The organism is Bacillus sp. UNC322MFChir4.1 (assembly GCF_000746135.1).
Classification (GTDB): domain Bacteria; phylum Bacillota; class Bacilli; order Bacillales; family Bacillaceae_G; genus Bacillus_A.
In genome coordinates this window covers 1-23,326 of the sequence record NZ_JQKQ01000010.1, presented here as the reverse complement: position 1 = coordinate 23,326, position 23,326 = coordinate 1, and the positions used below count along the sequence as shown (strand labels likewise).

Here is a 23,326-nt window from a genome sequence, read left to right as displayed (position 1 = left end):
AGGAATAACATGATGGAAATAATGAATGAATTTGAATTGAAAAAATTAATTGAACTAGATAAAGAGACTAAGGTTATTAGTAAGATAACTAGTGATGAGATGCTAAAGGGATTTTGTGATTACTATGATTTTTTAAGTAGAAATGTAGCAAATTTAATGGCTAAGGAAACTAAACATAAGATAATGTATAGCAAATATTATTGGTATACGAAATATAAAAAAAGATATTTTGAGGTTTATGGATATGACGCGGGTATTGAACAAGAAGAGTTTAAGTTACTAGAAGAACTTGAGAATGAGTTAGAAGACGGTGTTGATTGGAGTATTATACAGGAAATTGAAGAGGATAAAAAATGAAAATCTGTATAATATATAGCTCTAAAAATATAAGTTCTTGTCATACATATATAACGTTAGGAATTGGGGAAGAAGGCTTACCTGATGTGCTTACTAGTTTAGGTGTACTGAGTCGTTTCTAGGAATTAGAGAAAAAATCGTATAAATGGAAATGTTTTTTGAGAGAGAGGGAATTAGATGAGTCATGTCAAATGGAGATCTGCAGATTGAATCAGGATTAATATATGCTACAAAATTAGGTTAAAGGGAAAGTTATAGGAGCAAAAACTTCTACAAAAGATGTATTAAGATTCAGGAAATCCAATTAAAGAGATAATAGCATTTTCATTATGGGGGGAATGGTAGAGTTGGGCACGGTTAATTTAGTAGTCCTTAATGATTCGAATTTTAATAAATATCTTCCTTTGTTAAGAAAGAAAACATCTAAATCGATAAGTGAAATAAAACAAGATATGGAAACGGAAAAGCCTGTAATTGAAAGTGATTATAATGATGTAGATCAATTGAAATCTTTAGTAAAATCTGCTGAGGAGTTACTTTCAATGGGAGCAAGTATAAAAATTTATGAAGATGAAGAAGTGATTACACTTGAAATGGTAAGGAATTTAATTGAGACAATAGAAGGCATTGCAAAGGACATAGAAGAAATCGATAATTTAATGTTTGGGGATGACTTGGATGAATCGTAGCTCTGAAATAAATAAAAACTAGCAAAATGAAATGTGCTAGTTTTTATTTGTCCTTATAAACGTGAAGAACAAATCTCGTGTAATTTCTCAGCAAACTCTTTATGATGACTTGTGTTATAGCCCCCATGATGTCCAGGAAACTCCACGATCTCTGTTCCAAGTTGTTCCGTTAATGCGACTGCGCAGCGATAAGCGAAAAAATCCCGTGAGGCACTTCCGCCAGCTGGAAGCACCTGTATTGATGATGATTTTAATGCAGTCTTTAAAGCATCTATATCAAGCGAATGATTAAGTATTCCAGGGATTTCATACTTAACGAAATATGTTGAATTACTCAAAACCTGCTCTGTTTGCATATCCTTTGAGTGCTCGGTATTGTTAGTGTCTACTCCTAAATTTGATAATAACTTTACGACCTCACTTCGATGATTCTTCTTAAGGTCTTCCATAAATTTTCTGGCTTGGATCTGTTCTTCACTGAATAAAAGCTGCAATAAGACTGGTTCATGAGGGATCAGTAGCTTTACTTGCTCCGGATGGTGTATGCATAGATTAAGTCCGATGACAGCACCGGAACTGCTTCCGAATACGTACGCCGGTTCATCGGTCAATTTGGCTATGAGGCGATGAGCGTCGTTACTGTGTGTTTCCACGGAGTAATCTTCAGTTCGATTGGTGAGATTGCTGCGGGAATGGCCCCGGCGGTCGTAAGTAACAACTGTATACCGATCAGCAAGATGGTCAGCGACATTAAAGAATTTGTCAGCGTCACCACCACCGCCATGAATGAAAAGAAGTACAGGGCCATTTCCGCGTACTTCATAGCAGATGCTTGCTCCAGGTACTTGCAATGTTCCATTCTTTACTACAATCATTGATAAACTTACTCCTTTCTTCTTATTCACTATGAAAGTTTTAATAAGGAGTTCCAATTTTTATTACTTTTAACTATGGTTATATCCATAAATCACTAGTCCTCTTTACTTTATATGATTGGCGAATTATATAAAATGCAGAAATTAACTAAGAAACAAACTCACCATGTCTCGACGAAACAATGAAATTGTTACGTTGAAATAGTGTGGGATTCAGTATAATTTCTGAATGATATAGGCGATACATATTATATAAAAAAATTTTTAATGCTTCTAAAGCCTGTTTATTTAATGTCATTAATTGTCTTGATGGAATAGAAAATCCCTTCATTATATTAGGATTGAAACATGAAGGAACATTTAAACAGAGCTGTTTGTACTGGGGAGTTTATGAAGATACTGTTGTTTATGGTTTGACAAAGTCTGATTATTACAAGGGATAGCGCCGCACATCTCTCAACTCAAAGCATATTTTTATATAAAATGTCAAAGAAATATTTTTATTTAATGAGAATGTATAGCTATTCCATTTGTAACATTATCGTAACGATTGTAATGATGATTCTGAAAAAACAAAATTAAATTCTAATTCTAAGGGTGTTTCCAATTGTTTGATTGGATTTTGACAAAGAGTAAGATAAATACTTTTAAAGCAATATAAAACGAAAATTAGGTACCTTTATGCGTGTTAAATTAGCATAAATAAGAATGCGTAGAGAGTTTTTACTTATTTGAATTTAAAGTGTTTTTAACCCCGGTGAAACACGAATTATTCTAATTATTAGTACAATTAGAATGTAAGATTTAAGTGGAAAGAAGGGGTTAATGTGAAAGAAACAATTAGTAGTTATGAAGATTTATTGAGTATGTTAGACTCATTATTGCGTGAACCAGCCCAATTTTGGGATAATTTTTATTCTAATCGTGAAAAAGAGATTCCCTTTTTCACCAATAAACCGGATGAGAACTTAGTTAGTTATTTTGAAAAAAAATTATTTAATACAGGAAAAGTTCTTGAACTTGGGTGTGGTCCAGGCAGGAATGCAATTTACTTTGCTGAAAACGGATGCTTAGTTGATGCAGTAGATTTATCACAGGAATCCATTCAATGGGCAACAGAACGAGCAAAAGAAAAAAATGTAAATGTGAATTTTATTTATAACAATATCTTTGATTTACAAATTGAAGAAGGTACATACGATATTGTGTATGATTCAGGATGTTTTCATCATATTGCTCCACATAGAAGAATGAGTTACGTAAATTTGGTAAAAAAGGCTTTAAGACCAGGCGGTTATTTTGCGATCACTTGTTTTGTTCAAGGCGGAGAATTAGGTGGGGCGGACATAACAGATTGGGAAGTATACAAACTACAAAGTCTTAAAGGTGGATTAGGTTTTACAGATGAAAAACTTAGAGCAATCTTTAGAGACTTTTCTGAAGTAGAAATACGTAGAATGAAAGAGATAAAACAATCGAACAAAGTATTTGGTGTCTCTGGACTGTGGACAGCCTTATTTATGAACAAGCTTACTGAGTAGTAAAATGAATGATGTTTTCTTAAACAAAGTATATTTTTTTCTGTTAGCAAAGACTATGTGAAGGAAGAAACCCTTCAAAAAAATCTGTATGGTTCCTTTTAGGTTTCTAAATACATTAAATATTGATGGGATAGCACATCATCGCTATTAAGATGAAATAAATTTGTATTTAAACAATAAAAAATACGCTATTCTTTTTGTAGAAATATACAAAAAGAATAGCATTTTTTCGTTATATAGATATACATTTATCCTACTTTAATGATAATTATATAAAATCATGTTTAAAGACTTTTCCAATATAAAAGGTCTTATACGAGGAAAATTATGATGATGTTTTACGTATCGCACACTGAATTCGAGAAGGAAAAATGTGTAATGATAGAATCGAAAATGTACATAAAGACTAGAACATGTATGAACTTAAAGCACTTGATTGTATTAAAAACAACGAGTGTTTTTTGCATTTTAGAATGAAAGGTGAAAAAGGTATTATAAGGGTATGAGTAACCTTGTTAGCGAGAATTTTAATGATATAGTTGAGGAAGTTAATACCAATTCCACTAAGATAAACAAGCTTAAAAATGCTATTCAAAATAATAAATTCAGTGTAGACGAGCTTTTTGAGCCTAGTAAAAAGATGTCTGGTTTAGGTATTACTTGAGAATATAATGAGGCGTTAATTAAAATTGATTTTGGTAAGTATTTTAGAAAATTAATTAGTGATCGTGAGCTACTAATAGCTAAATAAAATCTTGTCTGGGCACCAAATGCTGTAACAGGGCAACGTGACTTTGCTTCTTTAGAAAGCGTTGTAACTCAAGTAAAGGCTGTTGAAGTTCTTGAAGAATTAGGGGATTAGCTAGTAGAAGATAATTTAAAATTAAGGTGGATTTGTTTTGGATAAAAAAAGTATAAACAAAGCAATAAGGAATGCAATCAAACTTGGTGATATTAATGAGGTAAAACAATTAATAGGAAATGATACAGAAATATTGAATACTATGACTTCGTTTGGTACGTGGTTGCATGTAGCAGCAAAGAAAGGACATCTTGAAATAGTTAAGTATCTAATTGAAAAAGGTATAGATATTGATGCTAGAGGTGGTACATTTGATGCTTCTGCATTAAATTTGGCAGCAGGAGCAGGGCATTTTGGAATAGTAAAATATCTAATAGAAGTTGGCACAGAATTAGATGTGAGCCTAGCAAAAAGAAATCCATTATTTGGAGCGATTTATGGCGGACATAAAGAAATAGTCGAATTTCTAGTTGAAAAGGGTATAGATATTTCAATTAGATATACTGGTGAAAGGATTAACAATATGGATGCCTATGAATATGCTAGAGAATTTGGACAAACAGAAATTGCTGAATATCTAAAGGGTAAATTTGAAGAAAAGTAGTACTAGTTATTAGTTCTTATGTGAAACATGATTATAGGTTCTTCTAATCAAAATCCAAAAGATTAAAGGTGAATATAATGGATTATGCTATAGATATTTTAAAGCAAAGCAAAATAAAATATGACTGGAAAACAATATATGTAGGCCTAGAACTTAGTATAATTAAAAATAGTGACATAACTAATTATGCTGTGGAATTTTTGTCTACTCATCAAGAATGTAATAATCAGTTCATTATAGAACTTGCTTGGGGAAAAAATGACATTGAATATGAGAGAATACTAGAGAACATATTGAAAGAGATAAATGATGAAGACTTATTAAAGGATTCTGGTTTATGGAAATGTGAAAAAAGAAAATGGAGGTTTAGTATTCTGAAGCATTTAAAAGAAATGTATCAAGATGAACCTAAAGAATTATTAAATAAAATTGTTGAAGTATATGCTGACTTTGACTATCCGGAAGATATGGAAAGGTTTATTAATTATATGCCTCCTAAAGACGGCTATAACCCATTGCTATACTCCGAAGAAGAACATATAGTAAGATTAATCAGTTTTTTTAATGACTTTTTACATAAAGAACAACAATACTTACAAAACAGAAAGGTGAAAAAATGATTTCACCAGAGGAGTTTATTGAGAAATGGGATGTTTTTGGTTTACTGAGATTGAAAATTTATATGAATAATTGATAAGTACATTATCTTAGGGAGGTTATTGTTTTTAAAGGTTTTTAAGTTGAAGGATTGAAATTTCTGAATGAGTAGATAAGATTGGAGATTTGAATCCAGAAGAACTAGATTTTAGGGATTTATATCATTTTGCAATCTTCTTTGAAAATAGCAAAATGGATGCATTTGTAGCTGAATAAGTAGAGGTTTTGGTGGGAGGGAAATGTATGAATTACCAGGAAATGAGCAAAGAAATTTCTTATGCGCTTCGTCATGCTCCGTGGAAGTATGAATTAGAATTAGATGACGAAGGATGGGTGCCAGTTGATCAGTTATTAACTGCATTGCATCAATCAAAAGAATGGGAAAATATTACGCAAGAAGACATAGAACAAATGATTTTAATATCAGAAAAAAAGCGGCACGAATTATCAAATGGAAAAATTAGAGCTTTATATGGTCATTCTGTTCCAATGAAGATTATTAAAAAGAAAGCTATACCCCCAAGAAAACTATATCATGGGACTTCACCAAAATTTATGGATGCCATTAACGAATTTGGTTTATTACCAATGTCTAGGCAATATGTTCATCTTTCAGAAGATATAGAAACAGCTAAGTTAGTTGGTAAACGAAAAACCCCTGTCCTGTTATCTTAATAATTGATACAGAAGAAGCTCAAAAAAAGGGAATTAAATTTTATCTAGGAAATGAAAAGGTATGGCTTTCAGATTCTATTCCAATAGAATTTATATCAATTAAAAAATGAATGGTTTTTGAAATGTTATTTTGCTAGATTCTAAGGGGGAAGAAAGAAAATTTAAAAAGAACAAGCTAAAAAGCGAATGCAAACAGTGGGCATGTTAAGTAGAAAGTGGTTAAGGAACGCTAATGTAGATTACCATTTTGTGAGTTCCTCGGTTACTGATAAATACATGCCCAATAAGGAGAGAGATTATGAATTTAGAAAATATGGTAAAAGATATTTGGTATGGAGAAATTCCCAAGGATACAATTCAAACTCTTAAATTTCAGCTTCAGAATGCTACAACAGAGGAAGAATGCTTTTGCATTCTTAATGAATTGTTAAAATTAGGAGATTTTTCTGTAAAGGAATTGCTAGTACAACTAATGAATAGTACCCAAGATGAGGTTATTCTCAATTTATGTACAAGACTTTTTTGCTCGATAGCTACTCACGATGACCTATTAGACACTAATAAATTGAAATTTCTTTCAAATGCTTCTGAAGATGGTGTTCATACTTTTGTAGCAAGTGCAGGAGACACTCTTTCATATAATGTGATTCCATACCTTCTCGCTGTATTAGAAGAATGGGAGGATACTTTTGTTGAGAAGGCAATCAGAAATACACTGACATTAATGCTTGGAGTTAGCGATGACTATTATAAATTATCAGTAGAAGAATTTGGAGAAATATATTCGGAGTCCATTAAAAATAATGATATCACTAAATATTACTATCATAATGATTTGTCATTTCCAGGGAATTTGGTAAAGGAATTAATTCCGAAGGTAATGATTTCTTTAAGAGAAAAAACCGCGTTTGATGTGATTACAATCCCGTCTATTTTATCCATTTGGAGTGGGCTCAAATGTCCTGTTCAGTATGGTATGGGAATAGATGATCAAAAATATAGAGAATTGATGTCATATATTGATGTATTAACAAAAAGAGAATGGAAAGTTGGAGAAAAGTATTTTTACGGTCATTTAGTAGTATAAAGTTGACATGCAAAAAGTAAATACTAATAGAAACTAGAATTGAATAGAAATTTGATTAAAAATCCGCTTTGACAACAAATTTAATTTAAATATTATGATTATTTGTTTTCGGGGTTGATTTTTCATGGATTTCTTTATTAATAATGTAATGGTTTAGTAAAGGAAACTTTAAATCATCTCAACCAGAAGCTTATCATTACATTGGACCTATTTCTAATTATATTAACCATACAGAATAAAAAAATGCTGAATATTTAAGATTTAAGTATGAGGATACTTCAAATATTTAGGACGAAATAGAAATTGTTTCTGAGCGAGTTTACTGTGATAATTGTATAGACTTGGTAGATCAATTTCAAAAAGATTTCTCTAATATAAAAGTTGTTCGAGTAATAGGAGGTAAATAATGAAATACCTAAATAGATTAGTTGATATATTTAGAAGTAATGATATTACGATGAAACAATGTAGTGTGGGTGATTTAAAGAAAGTGAATCAACTAACTAGAGGAGTGAAATGTTATTAAACAAGTTAATTTAAAAGAACATATCTTCATAATATTAGCGTTTCTTCCGCAATCGGTCCATAATCTGGAAGAGCAAAGTCTTCCAGATAGGCTAGGGTCTCCCCAATCTAGGAGTTAAAGCCAATCCCTATTAAAGAAGGCAAACAGCACCTTTTAAAAAGTTTGTCTTATACTTGTCGTCCCTAAACAAGGTGCTTGTATATTTATATAGGATTAATTAATGAAGGGATTAGGTTTTAAAGTTCATTCTCTTTTTATTGAGTACATTCCGGTTTGAGTTGTAATTATTCAGTAAAGGACACGCCATAAATAAAAGGTAGCGTATGATTCCCAGTTTTTCCATGGAAACGATATTTCTAAGATTTCATCTTTCGTAGGCTTTCGATTCATATTACGTAATATTTTTATCGAATTAATAAGACCCACATCATCGATTGGAAAAGCTGTCTGGAACCTGAGGCAGCGCATTAGAACATAATTGGCTGTCCAAGGACCGATTCCTCGTATTTTAATTAAGTTTTTTTCAGCATCTTTAAAGTTCATTTTCATTAATTTTTCCCTCGATAATTCTCCACTTTCCATTAATCTGGCAATTCCGATGATATATTCACTTTTTTTTACCGTCATTTTAATATCTGCTAGGTCGGTAGGTGTTAATTGTGCAATTCGTTCGTACGGTGGGAACACCCAATACTTTTTACCATTCCATTCGATGGAATCGCCAAATCCTTCTACAAATTGCTTCTTTAAGGAGTACGCGAAGGCTAAGTTAATTTGTTGCCCTAAAACTCCCCAACATAAAGCTTCAAATAAATCGGGAATGCCGACAACTCGCAATCCATAGAATTTTCGGGCAGGCATTTTAAGTAATGGGTCTGCTTTTGCCATTTCATAAAATGGCGTTAAATCGTTATCAAGATCAAACCATTCATGAATATATTTTACAATCTCTTCCCGTTTCCACTTTTCAATAGGTCTAGAATCATTTAGGAATTGAACAACCATTTGTTTATTATTGATTACGCTTACCTGTACTAAGGACCGAATTTCCCCAATGGCTATAACTTTTGTAATTATATCGTTCTCTATTTCATACATGCATTCATTTTTTTCCCTTGTTAGATAGCCTAGGTTAGCATTCATGTCGAAATTTTCAGGTAATGTAATTACAATAACATCATTGACTTCATGCCATGTCACTTTTTCACTCTCCTCATCTTATTAAGATTTTCTGTACTATTTACAAAATAATTATAAGAAAACTTACACTGATTGAAATTTTACTTTATCACATAATAATCTTTACTAATTTTGTTATCTTGCTATTACATTCTAAATACCTTATTTTTTTCTATTTATGAGGTTATAGTGTTAGTTATCAAGAATGCTAAATAGGAGTGGATAAAAATGGTCCAAGATATAAAAACACGTGTCGAGAACTTAAATTGGGATTCAATTCAAGATGAATTAGATGAGCAAGGATTTGCAAAGCTTCCAGCGATTTTAACAAAAGAGGAATGTGAATTCTTCATAGAATTGTATTGTGAGGAAGAGTCATACAGAACGACAATCAATATGACGAGATATCGCTTTGGAAATGGGAAGTACAAATATTTTTCCTATCCATTACCTGAAATCATCCAAAGTTTAAGAGAGTCCTTTTATCTAGAATTGGCCAAAATAGCCAATCGATGGTTGGGTTATTTAAAGAAAACAGAACAGTTTCCAGATCATCTTCAAGATTTTTTGAACACCTGTGAAGAATATGAACAAACTAGACCGACACCTTTAATATTAAAGTATGAAACAGGCGGGTTTAATTGTTTGCATCAAGATTTATATGGCGACATATTTTTCCCGTTTCAAGTAGTATTTGTATTAAATCAACGAGATAAAGACTTTCGCGGTGGAGAATCTCTATTAGTGGAACAAATTCCTCGTGCTCAGAGTAGGGGACATGTAATTACTTTAGAACAAGGCAGTGCACTGATCTTTCCTACTAACCATAGACCTGTTCTAGGTAGAAAAGGATATTACAAAAATACGGTTCGTCACGGAGTAAGCACGGTTACTTCCGGAGAACGATACGGTCTTGGAATCATTTTTCACAATTCTAAATAAAAATTAAACTTCAATATCTTGCTATTCCATTCCTAGAATTGTACATTCTGAATTTATGGGGAGTATATTATAAGGAGAGGTGAGATAAATGCCGGATAGTATCAATAATGGACATAAAGAGAGCCATGATCATAGAATTTCTAATGATGTAGAAATGATAACAGATGAAAAGTGGCAAGCAATTATAAATAATGATGCAGCGTACAATAATCAATTTTTCTACGCTGTAAAGTCGACAGGGATATTCTGTAAACCATCCTGTAAATCTCGCGTTCCGAAAAAAGAAAATGTATGCATTTTTCCAAACGCAGAACAAGCTCTCCGCGCAAATTTTCGCCCTTGTAAACGTTGCAAGCCCACTAATGAAAATCTGCCTGATAGCGAGTGGGTTGATTTAATTACTGAATACATTGATAAAAATTTCACAGAAAAATTAACTTTAGAATCGTTAGCGGATATTTGTCATGGGAGTACGTATCATATGCATCGAACATTTAAAAAGATTAAAGGCATTACGCCGGTTGAGTATATACAACAAGTTAGAGTACACGCGGCTAAAAAGTATTTGATTCAGACAAATAAAGCGATTGGAGATATCGGCATATGTGTGGGTATGGCTAACGCGCCTTATTTTATTACTTTATTTAAAAAGAAAACTAGACAGACACCAACACAATTTCGTCAAATGAGTAAAATGGAGGAAAAGTACAATGGAAAAAAAGAATAAACCAACCCTTTATTGGTCTTTACTAAAGTTTAAGGATTGGAATTTTTATATTGCTTCAACTTCAAAGGGGCTTGTGTTTGTAGGTTCACAGAACAAACCATTCGAGGAATTGTTCGAATGGGCTAAGAAACGCTTTCCAGGAAGTCCTCTTGTTGAAGATGATGAAAAGCTTGAACCCTATGTCGTTGAAATCACTCAGTATCTAGAAGGAAAGCGGAAAACCTTTACTGTTCCATTTGAGTACGTAGGTACGCAATTTCAGCTAGCAGTCTGGAATGCACTTTGTGAAATTACTTATGGACAGACGAAATCCTATTCCGACATTGCAAATGATATAAATAAACCAGCAGCTGTTCGTGCTGTAGGCGCGGCTATTGGGGCTAATCCGGTATTAATTACTGTACCGTGCCATCGTGTAATAGGAAAGAATGGCTCATTAACTGGCTATAGGGGCGGATTAGAAATGAAGACACTGCTCCTGGATCTGGAAAAGCGAGCTTCATCTAGCAATGAGTAATTATTACCGTACAATGAATGGAGGTTCCGTCATGAAAAGTGAATTATTCTATAAAAGTCCGAAAACCATTCTGAATAAAGGGACTGGCTTTCTTTCTGGATATACTCATTCACTAAATCCTTATACAGGCTGTTCATTTGGGTGTTCCTATTGTTATGTACGCGAAATGCCTGTATCTCTTTTTCGAGAAGGGGAATGGGGAAATTGGGTCGATGTTAAAAACGGAGCTGCGAATTTATTAAAAAAGGAGCTTCATCGTGCCAAAGCCAAAGGGAATGTAACCATTTTTATGTCATCAAGTACAGACCCGTATCAACCAATAGAGCATAAGGAAAAAGTGACGCGATCTTTACTAGAAGTTATGGTAGAAGATCCCCCTGACTTCCTATTCGTACAGACTAGAAGCCCACTTGTAAGTCGAGATATCGATTTGCTGCAACATTTTAAAGATAAAGTTCGAGTAAGTATGACAATTGAGACAGATTCGGAAACGATACGTAAACATTTTACTCCAAAGGCACCCCCAATCCAGGCGCGCTTTAAGACATTGGAAAAATTAGCAGCTACGGGAATACCGACCCAAGCTGCTATAGCCCCCATCTTACCGAGTGGGGAATATTTTCCTGTGAAATTGAAGCCATTCGTCGATCGGATATGTATTGATGACTATTTCATGGGCGATGGCAGTGGTGGAAAACGCACAAGAAAACTTGGTATTGAGAAAAAATATGCCCAACTTGGTTTAGAAGAATGGTATGGACCACATGTAATTAAAAAAGTATATAACCGATTTATTGAAATCTTTCCGGAAAATCACGTTTATGTGAGCCAGGCTGGGTTTGAGCCGTAAAAAATAGGAAGTGATTACATGTATAAAGATAATGAGAAAAGTGCTGAAAATAGAAAAAAGACATTCACCCTGTTGGGTGCCGATATGCATCCATATCAAAGTGATACACCGGGTATTTTTGGTGGGTATCGACCGAGTAAATTATATGGAAGGTTAGATTGTCCCTCAGCGCTTAGAGCTATAGCAAAAGGTGGATACGTTAAACATCGCGTATTTAATTGTTTTACAGATTGTCCTGGACGATATAATTCAGCCACCATTTTTAAAAACTCTTCACTACATTTCTCGTTTGTCATATGGACGCTTTCTTCTTGAAATCTATTGTAAGGATGTAACTAAGTTGTGTAGCATTAAAATTAAAGACATTGATTTTCAGATTTCACACAATATGCGCACCCTATTATTAAACCAGTAGAAATAGAAAAGTGAAGGTGATTTCATTGATAATGAAAGATGCTATGAACAAATATTTTGATTTAAGAAAAGAATACTTTGACAAAGGGTTAGATTTTCTGTTTAAAACATCATACAATGAAGATGTTGGATCGTTCATTTATCAAGGTGAAATGGATGATGAAGAGGAGATTTTGTGGAAACCTGTTGAAAAAAATACTAAGCATCATTTGCTGGGCATTGAAGAAAGATTAAATATTAAACTACATACCTCGATTAATGACTATTTTAATTCTTACTGGTTTGCTGATTTAGATGGTTTTATTGATAATCATTATATTAAATTAGAAGCTGTATTGCCAAATATTGAATTAGATTCTTTTAAAAGTACCCTAGAAGGTTATAAAGATAATCATGATAATAGGATTGATAAAATTCCTATAGGAGTAGAGGGGAATGGCTTAATAGTTGTTCTAGACAACACAGATGGAAAGATTGAATTGGAGGATTTTGAAAGGGGTTCGTTTGAAGGAATTGCAAATAGCTTAGATGAACTAATTTCCAGTTTGAGAGTAAAGAAATAACTTAATAGGAACGCTTATTCAACTATACTGTCTATTATTGGGCGGTCTTTTTTTGATAAGGAGTATATTATTTTCTCCCTATCCATAGTAGGTGACACTCTGTTATCTTGTATCACGAACTCCTAAATTTAAACAGTGGGGAATTAGTATGGGGCGTAACTAAACTTATTATGCGTGATATCCAAAATTTTATATACCCCCTCACCAATAAAGGTTTCTTTGGGATAATGTTTAACGATGGAACTATGTCAATGATTGCTAGAGTAGAAAGAATTGTATTTCTAAAGGGAAGTTACAGATAGCCCCATCATCCAAATGTAGCAACAATTCAAGATATCAATAAAGACATGCACAGAAGGTTTCGACATATGGGCAGAATGTCAGTAGCTAAGAAGTTATTAAATAGGGGGGAATATACGAATTTAAATGCTTTTGGTAAAGCAACAGAGGAATCGATTGAGGAAATAGAAGAATTCTTAGGATTTCCATTTCCAGAAGATTATAAAAAGTTTTTAAGTGAATATAACGGAGGAACTTCGAAAGTTAGATATAGTAAATTTTTTGTTAAAGAGCTAAATCAGGAGATTCCTTTAGATGTTTTGTATGGTATAGATGTAAAGAGACCTTTTGATTTAAGTGTATGCTGTGAAGAATTTGAGGAAGATATGTTACCAAATAGTTTAATAATAGGAGACGATCCGGGTTCAGGATTAATTGTACTCATTACAGATGCTGATAAATATGGCATATATTATTGGGATCACTCTTTTTATTTCCCGCAATCTAGCGAAGAAAAAAATACGTATAAAGTTGCTGACAGTTTCAAGGAGTTTATTAATGGGTTGAAGAACCCTTAATTACTAATTTTTTTATTAAGTTGTATATTTCAATTTTCATATACTTGATACTAAGCAAGTATATGAAAATTGTGATGAATGTAAAGAAAGAATAGTAAAAGTATCATAAGTGTTGGAGAAATTTAAATAGGGATTTACAGTTATCTCAAATAATACGAATTAAGTGAGGTTATAAAATGAGTGTTTCTATTTATTATTCTGCAAACCGTAAACAAAAGCTTACTACCGTTGAACAGGAAGCTATTGATAAATTGATTTTGGAATATTCCGTCGATAAAGAAATTGAGAAATATCATAATACGGGTGAAGGATATGACTGGGAAGGGTTTACTGTATATAATCAAGAGAATCTAATGGAAGACGATGAAATCTTCGCAGGTTCAACTAGGTTACCCGCCAACAGAGATGATGCACTATGGGAGGGGTTTCAACATTGGAATGCATTGCTTTCACAAATTCGTTCTGTCATTTTAGATGCTGAGTGGCACGTGAATGTAGATGATCACATGCTTGTATGGGATGAGGAATACTTAGAATATGTCTTACCCGAAAAATAGATTTAGGATAAAAGATTAGAAGAGTACTGCTGAACGGTTTCGAGTGGGATTCATCCCTCCTGAAAATAGGGCTATTACGGTTGATAATGAAACGAGGCAGGTATTCATAGAGAATTTTGAAACAGAAGAAAATGAACCGCTTGCTAATTCACTTGTTGAATTAATAAAGAATTTGAAAATGAAAATAATGTAATGAAATTAGTTATTTTAGAGATACATAATAGTAATGTTTTACCTTATTAGGGTATAAAAGGAAATGAATAAAATAGAATGGCAATTTGCTGACGAAGCTGTAAGTGAAGAATATGTAAAGAAAGTTGGAAAAGAATTAGGTGTTGATTTTCCTCATGAGTATGTTGAATGTGTATCGAAAAATAATGGAGCAAATGTAGAACCAGAACTTTTTGACGTCCAAGGAATAGAAAGAGTATTTGGAACGTTATTATCTTTTGATGAAAATAGTGGTGAGTATATTGTAGATGTATATAATGACTTCAATGATATCTTACCAATTGGATTAATTCCATTTGCTTTTGACCCTGCAGGAAACTTAATTTGTTTTGATTATAAAAATCACGAAGAGAATCCAATAGTTGTTTTCTGGGAGTATGAAGGTGCATGGGAAAAAGAAGAGTTGATGAGAAGTGAAGGAATTACAGTAGAAGAGGCAGAGGAAGTAGCAAGAGAAAATGTGTTTTATGTAGCGAGTACTTTCACTGCGTTTTTAAATAAATTGCATGATTGATAGATCGTACAAATAAAAAAATCTTTTAACATTCACTAATGAAAGAAAGCTACTTAGTGGGGAGAAATGAGTAGGACACTGTAATGTAAAAAATGATATAGGAGAAAGGTGATGACAATGAAATTAGTGAAACCAGCACACCAGCATAGCGAACAAATCATGGCTTATCGAGAGGCATTCCTAATATCAAGAGAACAACCGTATGGTAGTTGTTCCTTACAACATTTTGATACCATTGACGAATGGCTTGAAAAAGTCAAAATTCAAGAAAAAGGAGAAGATTTACCACCAAATCGAGTTCCATCCACTCAGTTTTTGAGCATTGAAAAGGGGGATTTAGTCGGTTTCATCAACATCCGCCATCGATTAACACCAGAATTACTGGTGGAGAGCGGACATATCGGTTATAGTGTGCACCCCGACGAACGTCGAAAGGGTTACGCTGCTGAACAACTTCGGCTTTCCTTATTGGAAGCGGAAAAATTAGGATTAGAGAAAGTGTTGATAACTTGTGACAAGGCAAATATCGGCTCTGCCAAAACCATTCAAAGAGTTGGAGGTATCTTAGAAAATGAAGTAATTTCCCCTAATACCGGCGAAATTGTTCAGCGTTATTGGATTGAACTATGATGTAGTAAATTTTCAAAAATCATACTTGAAATCGTATCGAAACTGGATCATAACGAAAAGAAAAATCGGAGTGAGCAATCACTCCGAAAAAAGTCTAACTTAGCAATAAGAGTAGTAATTGTATTAGTCGTTGAAGCTACAATGAAGTTTCAAAGTCAGAATATATCCATGATTTCTCTCTTCAATGATCTGCAACTTTAAATGTTAACAAAATTTGAAATATGTACACAGAATAAAAACAGTTAATTAATAATATATTGACCCCTTTATAGAAAGTACTATAAAATTGAAAGCGATAACAAACGGTTTCCTAAAAAGGTTTTCTATGATCTTTTGATATTTAGAGATATAGCAAGGAATAAGTAAATCTTTTTTTTGAGGTTTAATGCAAACGTTTTCGTAAATTTTCGTTATTTCTTTTCATGTTTGATTTTCTTATTAAAAGATCATTGAAATAAATACGAATACATTCAATATGGGGGTGTTATAAAAGAGATTTTTAGATTAACTTAAGCAGTGTTACTTAGTTAGTAACACATAGTTTTGAAATGAACATAATCAATTGTTCGTAATATTTTAAGAAAGGATGAATGGAGTGCAAATTACAAAAAAATTAATAAACAAGACGATGTTATTGCTTACTGTAATTGTGATGCTATTATCTAGTTTTTCTTTTCAGATTGCGAAAGCAGATTCAAATACGAAAACAACTGAAATTATCATTCATTATAAGGAGAAGTCTGGAAATACAAAAGATTGGAATCTTTGGATGTGGGCTGAAAGTGCGAGTGGCAGGTCCTATGAATTTACTGGGGAAGATGAGTTTGGTAAGTATGCTAAGGTAAAGATTGATGGTAACCATAATCGTGTAGGATTTATAGTTCGTACGAATGAATGGGAAAAAGATGGTGGTGATCGTTGGATTGAAAGTATTAAGGATGGCCGTGCTGAAGTATGGGTTCTTTCTGGCGATGATAAAGTATACAATTCTAAACCTTCTTCTGAACTTTCTATTCAGAAGGCCACTATTGATAGTTTCAATGAAATTACTATAACTACCAATGTTCCATTCAATAGTAAGGAGCAAAAAATTGAAATTGAGGGCGTTAACATAGAGAAAGTTAGTCTTTATGATACAAATAATGGAGATATGACCAATAAGGTCAAAATCATTACAGAAAAGAATCTTGATTTAAAAAAAACATACAAAATCAAAATGGGAAATTCCATTGAAGCTAATACTGAAATTGGTAAAGTAATTCGTAGCGAGGAATTTGATCATTTATTTTATTATGATGGTAATGATTTAGGTAATGTATATACGCCATGGGAAACAAAGTTCCGTTTGTGGGCTCCTACTGCGAGTGAGGCAAAGTTGGTCGCTTACAAAAAATGGAGTGATGAAAAAGGTACTGAAATAAACATGGGACAAGGTGAAAAAGGAACTTGGACGGCAAAGCTTAAAGGTGATCAAAAAGGCCTTTTTTATACATATAAGGTGAAGATTGGTGATAAATGGACTGAGGCCGTTGATCCATATGTGCGTGCTGCTTCTGTTAACGGTGATAAAGGTGCAGTCATTGATTTAAAAGAAGTAAATCCTAAAAATTGGAAAGGTAACAAAAAGCCGAAATTTAAAAATCCGGAAGATGCGATTATTTATGAGTTACAAGTACGTGATCTTTCCATTCAACCTGAAAGTGGTATTAAACAAAAAGGAAAATATCTTGGTGTAACAGAAAAAGGAACGAGAGGACCTGAAGGTGTAAAAACAGGTCTTGATCATATTAAGGATCTTGGTGTCACTCACGTTCAGTTTTTACCGATATTTGATTATGCTTCAGTAAATGAAGAAAAGTTAAATGAACCACAATATAACTGGGGATATGATCCGAAAAATTACAATGTACCAGAAGGCTCGTATTCTACTAATCCTTATGAGCCGACTGTTAGAATTACTGAATTAAAGCAGATGATTCAAACACTTCATGATAATGATCTTCGTGTTGTGATGGACGTGGTATATAATCATATGTACAATGCGGCTGAATCCAATTTCCATAAGTTAGTTCCAGGTTATTATTATCGTTACAACGAGGATGGTTCACTTGCAAATGGAACTGGCGTAGGGAATGATACGGCTTCTGAACGAAAGATGATGAGGAAATTCATGGTAGATTCCATCACGTATTGGGCAAAAGAGTATAATTTAGATGGATTCCGCTTTGATTTGATGGGTATTCATGACGTCGAAACAATGAATGCGATACGTAAAGCCGTTAATAAAATTGATCCTTCTATTATTATTCATGGAGAAGGGTGGGATTTAAATACCCCTCTTGCGTCTGAGTTGAAGGCAACTCAAAAAAATGCGGAGAAAATGAAAGGAATCGCTCATTTTAATGACGATATTCGTGATGGGTTGAAAGGCAGTGTATTTGAGGATAAGGATAATGGTTTTGTGAACGGAAAACAAAACATGGAAGAACGCATTAAAAAAGGAATTACGGCTGGTATGGACTATGATAAAAAAGTGTCTACTTATCAGGGTCCTGAGCAGGTTCTGACATATGTTGAAGCACACGACAACAATACATTATGGGATAAGCTTGCGTTGACTAATCCTGGCGACAGTGAAGAAGTACGTAAACAAATGCACAAGCTGTCTTCTTCCATCATATTAACATCGCAAGGGATTCCCTTCTTGCATGCAGGCCAAGAGTTCATGCGTACAAAATATGGTGATCATAATAGCTACAAATCTCCTGATTCTATTAACCAGATGGATTGGGGGCGCCGTGTGGCATTCGGTAAAGAAGTGGATTATATGAAAGGCTTAATAGAGTTGCGTAACAACCATCCAGCTTTTCGCATGACATCTGCTGAACAAATAAAAAAACATCTAGCATTCATTGATGCGCCAAAAAATGTTGTAGCTTATACAATAGATGGCAAAGCAAATGGTGATAAAACGGAATGTTTTGTTGTAGCTCACAATGCGAATAGAGAAGCGGTGGAAATTACTCTTCCATCAAAAGGTCCTTGGAAAGTACTAGTAGATGGTGAACATGCAGGAAATAAAGTGCTTTATGTTTTCCATGATAATAAGATTAAGGTTCCTGCATTAAGTTCATTTGTTTTAAAAACAGAAAAACCGATTAAATAAGAATAGATTATATACAAGAAACTCTTGCTTAAAAAATCCACTAACCATATCGGGAGAGTAACAGGGTTCTTATTAAAGACTATAAAGTAAAAGATAGAAATATTCATATTATTATCAATAAATTAACTCTAAATATGATAATATGGATATTGTGGAAAAAAGATGAAAAATTGTAGGGAATCGATGGTGTATTCAATCAAAAATTTGTTCAAGTTAGAAGTTAAATAATAGAAAACAGCAGAGATTTTAAAAACTCTGCTGTTTTTTTTACACAATAATTGTTTAAATCATGTTCCGTATCCTAGTGACTAGTGAGTATCAATAAAGTATAGAAAATGAATTGAGGATTCAGTAGAACAAGATTAAATAGTTGAAAATAACGCTGCGGATAAAGTGAAACTTTAATCAGTGGGGGTTTTCTTCATCCCCCACTGATTATTAGTTGAACCAATCGGGCTTTTACGGGCAGTTTATCTCCCGCCTAACTTCTTTGCTTTCGCTGAATTTTGAGGTGGGAGTATTACTGCCCGTTAATGCGGGATAAAATCAGGAGGTACATTGTGAATTATAAAGAACAACTTGCTATTTTATATAAGATGCGCTTTATGGAAAATAAAGGTGATGATATTGAAAAATTTGAAGAAATGTTAAATGAATTATCATTTCATGCAGGAAATGAGGTGATCCCAGAGCTTTGTAAAATATTTGAGGATGATGTAGCAGAACCTTCTGCAGACGATTATGTAATTGAAACTATTTTTTATATTGCAAGCCGGAATGGATTAGAAGATGGACTTATACAGTTAGTGAGTGGAATACCAAATATGGCACCTCAGGCAGAATTTTGGGCAGATAGAATTCATCGAACGCTTTTAAATTCAGAAGAGTTAATTTTTCCATATATTAAAGCTTTACAACAGGTTGATGAGTATACGAAACAAATAGTGAAAGATATTTTATGTAATATAAAGAGTGAGATGCCGGATTTATATACGGAAAAGATTGATTTTATGTTAAATCATTTGGCAATCAATGAAGTGAATTGAAATTGTACAAAAGGAATTTGAGTAGAAATAAATGAGATGAAGGTAGCTGTAAAAATGTACTCAAATTCGCTAATAAGAATATAATCAATATCACTTTAGGAGTGATAGAAATGAAAAAAATCAGTCAACTCATTGCACAAATAGAATCTTTATCTGATTGCCGTGTGCTTGAGCCTGCAGGATTACCAATAATTGACGAGACGAAGCATATCCTACCTGAAGATGTAAAGGAATTTTACAGTCTTTGCGGAGGAATGGTTTTGTTTGAGAATGAGGAGTATTCAGTTTATATAGTCTCTCCACAAAAATTTATTTTAGCAAATCCGGTAATAATAGGTGAGCTGTGTGAAGATGATATAACTTCAAATTGGTATATTATATGTAATGATAGACAAGAAGAATACGTAACAATTGATTTGCATCAAAATAGATTAGGGAAATGTTATGACAGCTTCTTTGATCGTCATGGAATTGTAGGGGAATCACAAACCATTGCAACATCGTTTGCAGATCTACTTGAAAGATTTATACATAATAAGGGGAAGTATTGGTATTGGTTGCAGAGTGATTTTGTATCACTCGGAGATGCTTATGATGGACTTATATAGCCATTCATAAAAGGGGTAGTGCATTGATATGAATAACGGAAGAGACGATTATAATATTCTATTACTTGGTGGTTTTATAATGAATACAAGTATGTGGATAATGATGAAATTTGTAACCTGGGGTGAATTTACCAATGAAGGATTTGACGGAACAGCAGAATTCATAAACACGTACATATTAAATCCATCAGCTATAATTGGTTATATCATACTTATTGTACTTTGGGTAAGATGGTTTATTAAAAATGTGAAAAATAGCAGAAAAACGAAAAATAAGAAAATTAATTTAAACAAAGAGTAGTGAAAGGGGGGAGTAGCGTGTTACCATTTTGGAGAGAATATGTAATTAGATTAGTAGAATTAGGTTTACAATTATGGTTCATTGTTATGTTTATAAGACTATTAATACAGAAAAAGAGATTAAGAGATTCAAAGGTAACTTATATTCCATATGGATTAGCATTTCTTTTCTCATTTATTATGATGGGAGCAAGTGGATTTATAGGTTTACCTACTAAAACTTTAATTTACTTAGGTTATGGATTTAATTTTAACGCGCTTGTTTTCAGTTACTTCGTTTTCAAAAATATGATATACGTACTGAAGGATTTTAAACCAGGTGCATATCTTATGAAGTTTTTGAAATACTTGTTCCTCATATTATCTATCTTATCAGCCATTAGTTTCTTATTTAAATCACTTGTAGTGCTACTAACTGTTTAAACAAGGTTAAGTATAAAATTAATGTATATGTTCTTTAGTACCTTATTATAATAATTTGTTTACACAATGGGAGTTAGATTAGTAAAAAAGTTTTCCTTCATGATATTAATTTTGTCAAATGTAAATGGACCAGTATATAAAGCGTGTAAAATATAGTAAGAAATTTTTTATGTGCTCAATACAATGTCAACTACCCACCACTTAAATGAAGTGACCCCATAAAGTTTGATGGGTTATTTGGTTATGCGGCGGTTAAGGTCTGAACTCGGTATTGTTACTTAGCTCAGGCCTTTTAATTTTGCCTTAATTCGTTTGTGATTGTAGTAATCTATATATTTCACTAGTTCTCTCTTAAATTGATCTACACTTTCAAATTCCTTCAAATACAGAAATTCAGATTTCATAATACCAAAGAAATTTTCAATGACAGCGTTGTCATAACAGTTGCCTTTACGTGACATACTTTGCGTAATACCACGCTCTTTTAGCGCATCTCTATATTTTTTCATTTGATAGTGCCAACCTTGATCTGAATGGAGAAGAAGCTCGTCATCTTCTGAAAGTCGCTCAAACGATTGTTCTAACATCTCTGATACAAGTGAATAGGTTGGTCGTGAACCGATTGTATACGTAATAATTTCACCATTATACAAATCTAAAATTGGTGATAGGTATAGCTTTTCACCAAATAATTTAAACTCTGTAATATCTGTTACCCATTTTTTATTTGGTTTTTCCGCCTTGAAATTTCGATCTAAGATGTTTGGTGCAATCTTGCCGACTGTACCTTTGTACGAACGATATTTCTTCATACGCACTAGGCATTTCAAACCCAATTCCTTCATATATACGTTGCACTTTTTTATGGTTTACTCGTTGGCCTCGATTTCCGAGCTCATCTCGAATACGGCGGTATCCATAACGTCCTTCATGCTCATCATAAATCGATTGAATTAAAGTTTTCAAGTCCGCATCTTTGTCTGGTTGCCCGGCGTTTTTCACCCAGTAATAGTACGTGCTACGTGGAATATCCGCGAGTTGTAGGAGTGCTTTCACCGGGAATTCAGTCCTTAGTTCATAGACTACTTGTGCTTTGTCTTGTTTGGTGATTTTTCCTTGTTTTGAACTAAGGCATTCAACTTTTTTAAGTACGCATTCTCCATACGTAAACGCTCTAATTCGACTTGTAGTGCCTCAATAGATCCTTCAGCTGGTAATAATTTTTTCGTTTGTTTATTTGTTTCTTTATTCATAGATGGGTGCCCCTTTTCCTTTGGTTCTAGGGCCTCGATTCCACCAGATTCAAACTGTTTTTTCCAAGTTCGAATCATCTTCGTTGTAGAAAGATTGAAAATCGCAGTTGTTTCTCGGATCGACGTCCTATGTTCGCTCATATAATTAAGTACGTCTAGTTTATATTGCATAGAATACGTTGTATAGTTTTTTATAAAAGCTTTTACTCCATGATATTCATATCGTTTAATAAAAAGGAGTAAATCACTTTTATCCATACCAAGTGCATTGGCGATCGCTTTGCATGATTCGTTTCCATCTACATAACGCTGAACAGCAGCTAATTTTTCTGATTCAGAGAATTTCTGCATATAAAAAGCACCTCTCTGTCGGGGGGGAGGCCACTGAAAAACTTCCGTTTTTCATCTCATAAAACATATGTAAAACAAAAAAGGCGACCTTTCTCTCTATACTTTTGTTACTGTTTCCCTTTTAATAATGTCATAATTCGTTTTAAATTAACTGCGAATATGGCCATCGCCCCTTGCATTCGCATGCCAATAAGACCCGAGGAAGATGCCACATCATACCCGTGTCTATGTTTGAGTTCACTATTTTTCGCTTCAATTTTATAGCGCTCTTTTGCTTTTTCTTTGAACAGCTCGCTTTCTTGAAAAGTTTTTTGTTTACTATGTTCTGTTGAGTGGATCGTGACTGAATACGTTTTTGATTTTGCGCCTTCTTTATAACAGCCTT

Annotated in this window: 24 protein-coding genes and 2 pseudogenes; 21 read left to right on the top strand and 5 right to left on the bottom strand. The window is 33.3% G+C overall.

The window, feature by feature from the left end:
• Positions 1-9: 9 nt before the first annotated feature.
• Complete coding sequence (locus BR72_RS03155; protein ID WP_231559661.1) at positions 10-357, top strand: hypothetical protein; 348 nt, start codon at positions 10-12, stop codon at positions 355-357.
• 338 nt (positions 358-695) lie between these two features.
• Complete coding sequence (locus tag BR72_RS03150; RefSeq protein ID WP_035430032.1) at positions 696-1,046, top strand: hypothetical protein; 351 nt, start codon at positions 696-698, stop codon at positions 1,044-1,046.
• 53 nt (positions 1,047-1,099) lie between these two features.
• Here BR72_RS03150 and BR72_RS03145 read toward each other — a convergent pair whose 3' ends face one another.
• Positions 1,100-1,921 carry an alpha/beta fold hydrolase gene (locus tag BR72_RS03145; protein WP_035430031.1) on the bottom strand — a complete coding sequence of 274 codons (822 nt, stop codon included), beginning with the start codon at positions 1,919-1,921 and terminating at the stop codon, positions 1,100-1,102.
• 827 nt (positions 1,922-2,748) lie between these two features.
• Between BR72_RS03145 and BR72_RS03140 the strand changes: the two genes are divergently transcribed.
• The 5 genes and pseudogenes from BR72_RS03140 to imm47 all read left to right on the top strand — a co-directional run bounded on the left by BR72_RS03140 (position 2,749) and on the right by imm47 (position 7,287).
• Positions 2,749-3,462, top strand: a complete 714-nt coding sequence (locus BR72_RS03140; protein ID WP_035430029.1) for a class I SAM-dependent methyltransferase — start codon at positions 2,749-2,751, stop codon at positions 3,460-3,462.
• Between the two features lie 899 nt (positions 3,463-4,361).
• Positions 4,362-4,868, top strand: a complete 507-nt coding sequence (locus tag BR72_RS03130; protein WP_035430026.1) for an ankyrin repeat domain-containing protein — start codon at positions 4,362-4,364, stop codon at positions 4,866-4,868.
• Positions 4,869-4,945: 77 nt separating this feature from the next.
• Complete coding sequence (locus BR72_RS03125; RefSeq protein WP_035430024.1) at positions 4,946-5,488, top strand: DUF2247 family protein; 543 nt, start codon at positions 4,946-4,948, stop codon at positions 5,486-5,488.
• Between the two features lie 280 nt (positions 5,489-5,768).
• A pseudogene (locus BR72_RS03120) lies at positions 5,769-6,310 on the top strand (RNA 2'-phosphotransferase).
• A gap of 188 nt (positions 6,311-6,498) precedes the next feature.
• The gene (gene imm47 / locus BR72_RS03115; RefSeq protein ID WP_035430022.1) at positions 6,499-7,287 is read left to right on the top strand and encodes an Imm47 family immunity protein; all 789 of its coding nucleotides are present in this window, start codon (positions 6,499-6,501) and stop codon (positions 7,285-7,287) included.
• An 814-nt stretch (positions 7,288-8,101) separates the two neighbouring features.
• Here the strand turns inward: imm47 and alkA are convergent.
• A complete protein-coding gene (alkA, locus tag BR72_RS03110; RefSeq protein WP_035430019.1) occupies positions 8,102-9,013 on the bottom strand; it encodes a DNA-3-methyladenine glycosidase II in 912 nt (303 codons plus the stop codon).
• 207 nt (positions 9,014-9,220) lie between these two features.
• Here alkA and BR72_RS03105 point away from each other — a divergent pair, with 207 nt between their 5' ends.
• The 4 genes from BR72_RS03105 (at position 9,221) to BR72_RS03090 (ending at position 12,028) form a co-directional block, all read left to right on the top strand.
• Positions 9,221-9,934 (top strand): 2OG-Fe(II) oxygenase, encoded by a 714-nt coding sequence (locus BR72_RS03105; protein WP_035430016.1) that lies wholly within the window; start codon positions 9,221-9,223, stop codon positions 9,932-9,934.
• 88 nt (positions 9,935-10,022) lie between these two features.
• Complete coding sequence (locus tag BR72_RS03100; RefSeq protein WP_035430014.1) at positions 10,023-10,661, top strand: bifunctional transcriptional activator/DNA repair enzyme AdaA; 639 nt, start codon at positions 10,023-10,025, stop codon at positions 10,659-10,661.
• Positions 10,645-11,178, top strand: coding sequence for a methylated-DNA--[protein]-cysteine S-methyltransferase (gene adaB / locus BR72_RS03095; RefSeq protein WP_035430012.1), 534 nt, complete (start codon positions 10,645-10,647; stop codon positions 11,176-11,178). Before BR72_RS03100 ends, adaB begins: the two co-directional genes overlap by 17 nt.
• Before the next feature lie 31 nt (positions 11,179-11,209).
• Positions 11,210-12,028, top strand: coding sequence for an SPL family radical SAM protein (locus tag BR72_RS03090; RefSeq protein ID WP_035430009.1), 819 nt, complete (start codon positions 11,210-11,212; stop codon positions 12,026-12,028).
• 95 nt (positions 12,029-12,123) lie between these two features.
• Here BR72_RS03090 and BR72_RS27415 read toward each other — a convergent pair whose 3' ends face one another.
• A complete protein-coding gene (locus BR72_RS27415) occupies positions 12,124-12,324 on the bottom strand; it encodes a hypothetical protein (protein WP_156107890.1) in 201 nt (66 codons plus the stop codon).
• A 162-nt stretch (positions 12,325-12,486) separates the two neighbouring features.
• On the opposite strand from BR72_RS27415, the gene BR72_RS03080 reads away from it, so the two are divergent.
• The 10 genes from BR72_RS03080 (at position 12,487) to BR72_RS03030 (ending at position 21,337) form a co-directional block, all read left to right on the top strand.
• Positions 12,487-13,005 (top strand): SecY-interacting protein Syd, encoded by a 519-nt coding sequence (locus tag BR72_RS03080; protein WP_197059919.1) that lies wholly within the window; start codon positions 12,487-12,489, stop codon positions 13,003-13,005.
• Positions 13,006-13,382: 377 nt separating this feature from the next.
• Positions 13,383-13,862: an SMI1/KNR4 family protein gene (locus BR72_RS03070; RefSeq protein WP_051957213.1), complete on the top strand. Its 480-nt coding sequence runs from the start codon at positions 13,383-13,385 to the stop codon at positions 13,860-13,862.
• A gap of 176 nt (positions 13,863-14,038) precedes the next feature.
• Positions 14,039-14,419, top strand: a complete 381-nt coding sequence (locus tag BR72_RS03065) for a C2 domain-containing protein (protein WP_051957204.1) — start codon at positions 14,039-14,041, stop codon at positions 14,417-14,419.
• 256 nt (positions 14,420-14,675) lie between these two features.
• The gene (locus tag BR72_RS03060; protein ID WP_035430002.1) at positions 14,676-15,164 is read left to right on the top strand and encodes an SMI1/KNR4 family protein; all 489 of its coding nucleotides are present in this window, start codon (positions 14,676-14,678) and stop codon (positions 15,162-15,164) included.
• A 117-nt stretch (positions 15,165-15,281) separates the two neighbouring features.
• On the top strand, positions 15,282-15,794 hold the full coding sequence (locus tag BR72_RS03055; RefSeq protein ID WP_331280384.1) for a GNAT family N-acetyltransferase: 513 nt from the start codon (positions 15,282-15,284) through the stop codon (positions 15,792-15,794).
• A gap of 595 nt (positions 15,795-16,389) precedes the next feature.
• Positions 16,390-18,960, top strand: a complete 2,571-nt coding sequence (gene pulA, locus BR72_RS03050; protein WP_035429998.1) for a type I pullulanase — start codon at positions 16,390-16,392, stop codon at positions 18,958-18,960.
• Between the two features lie 560 nt (positions 18,961-19,520).
• On the top strand, positions 19,521-20,006 hold the full coding sequence (locus BR72_RS03045; RefSeq protein ID WP_035429996.1) for an Imm30 family immunity protein: 486 nt from the start codon (positions 19,521-19,523) through the stop codon (positions 20,004-20,006).
• A gap of 110 nt (positions 20,007-20,116) precedes the next feature.
• Positions 20,117-20,614 carry an SMI1/KNR4 family protein gene (locus BR72_RS03040; RefSeq protein WP_035429994.1) on the top strand — a complete coding sequence of 166 codons (498 nt, stop codon included), beginning with the start codon at positions 20,117-20,119 and terminating at the stop codon, positions 20,612-20,614.
• Between the two features lie 28 nt (positions 20,615-20,642).
• Complete coding sequence (locus BR72_RS03035; RefSeq protein WP_035429992.1) at positions 20,643-20,915, top strand: hypothetical protein; 273 nt, start codon at positions 20,643-20,645, stop codon at positions 20,913-20,915.
• A 17-nt stretch (positions 20,916-20,932) separates the two neighbouring features.
• The gene (locus BR72_RS03030; RefSeq protein WP_035429990.1) at positions 20,933-21,337 is read left to right on the top strand and encodes a hypothetical protein; all 405 of its coding nucleotides are present in this window, start codon (positions 20,933-20,935) and stop codon (positions 21,335-21,337) included.
• 278 nt (positions 21,338-21,615) lie between these two features.
• Here BR72_RS03030 and BR72_RS25185 read toward each other — a convergent pair.
• Both BR72_RS25185 and BR72_RS03015 read right to left on the bottom strand, forming a co-directional pair.
• Positions 21,616-22,941 (bottom strand): annotated as a pseudogene (locus BR72_RS25185) (IS3 family transposase).
• Positions 22,942-23,048: 107 nt separating this feature from the next.
• Positions 23,049-23,326: transposase (locus BR72_RS03015; protein WP_035429985.1), on the bottom strand; the 278-nt coding region annotated here is incomplete at its 5' end.

Bases quoted from the DNA above. Each gene is read 5' to 3' on its own strand.
- BR72_RS03090 (WP_035430009.1), top strand. From the start codon at position 11,210: ATGAAAAGTGAATTATTCTATAAAAGTCCGAAAACCATTCTGAATAAA.
- BR72_RS03100 (WP_035430014.1), top strand. From the start codon at position 10,023: ATGCCGGATAGTATCAATAATGGACATAAAGAGAGCCATGATCATAGA.
- BR72_RS03155 (WP_231559661.1), top strand. From the start codon at position 10: ATGATGGAAATAATGAATGAATTTGAATTGAAAAAATTAATTGAACTA.
- imm47 (WP_035430022.1), top strand. From the start codon at position 6,499: ATGAATTTAGAAAATATGGTAAAAGATATTTGGTATGGAGAAATTCCC.
- BR72_RS03105 (WP_035430016.1), top strand. From the start codon at position 9,221: ATGGTCCAAGATATAAAAACACGTGTCGAGAACTTAAATTGGGATTCA.
- BR72_RS03125 (WP_035430024.1), top strand. From the start codon at position 4,946: ATGGATTATGCTATAGATATTTTAAAGCAAAGCAAAATAAAATATGAC.
- BR72_RS03150 (WP_035430032.1), top strand. From the start codon at position 696: ATGGTAGAGTTGGGCACGGTTAATTTAGTAGTCCTTAATGATTCGAAT.
- BR72_RS03035 (WP_035429992.1), top strand. From the start codon at position 20,643: ATGAATAACGGAAGAGACGATTATAATATTCTATTACTTGGTGGTTTT.
- BR72_RS03145 (WP_035430031.1), bottom strand. From the start codon at position 1,921: ATGATTGTAGTAAAGAATGGAACATTGCAAGTACCTGGAGCAAGCATC.
- adaB (WP_035430012.1), top strand. From the start codon at position 10,645: ATGGAAAAAAAGAATAAACCAACCCTTTATTGGTCTTTACTAAAGTTT.
- BR72_RS03040 (WP_035429994.1), top strand. From the start codon at position 20,117: ATGAAAAAAATCAGTCAACTCATTGCACAAATAGAATCTTTATCTGAT.
- BR72_RS03080 (WP_197059919.1), top strand. From the start codon at position 12,487: ATGAACAAATATTTTGATTTAAGAAAAGAATACTTTGACAAAGGGTTA.
- BR72_RS27415 (WP_156107890.1), bottom strand. From the start codon at position 12,324: ATGACAAACGAGAAATGTAGTGAAGAGTTTTTAAAAATGGTGGCTGAA.
- BR72_RS03070 (WP_051957213.1), top strand. From the start codon at position 13,383: ATGTCAGTAGCTAAGAAGTTATTAAATAGGGGGGAATATACGAATTTA.
- BR72_RS03065 (WP_051957204.1), top strand. From the start codon at position 14,039: ATGAGTGTTTCTATTTATTATTCTGCAAACCGTAAACAAAAGCTTACT.
- BR72_RS03055 (WP_331280384.1), top strand. From the start codon at position 15,282: ATGAAATTAGTGAAACCAGCACACCAGCATAGCGAACAAATCATGGCT.
- BR72_RS03060 (WP_035430002.1), top strand. From the start codon at position 14,676: ATGAATAAAATAGAATGGCAATTTGCTGACGAAGCTGTAAGTGAAGAA.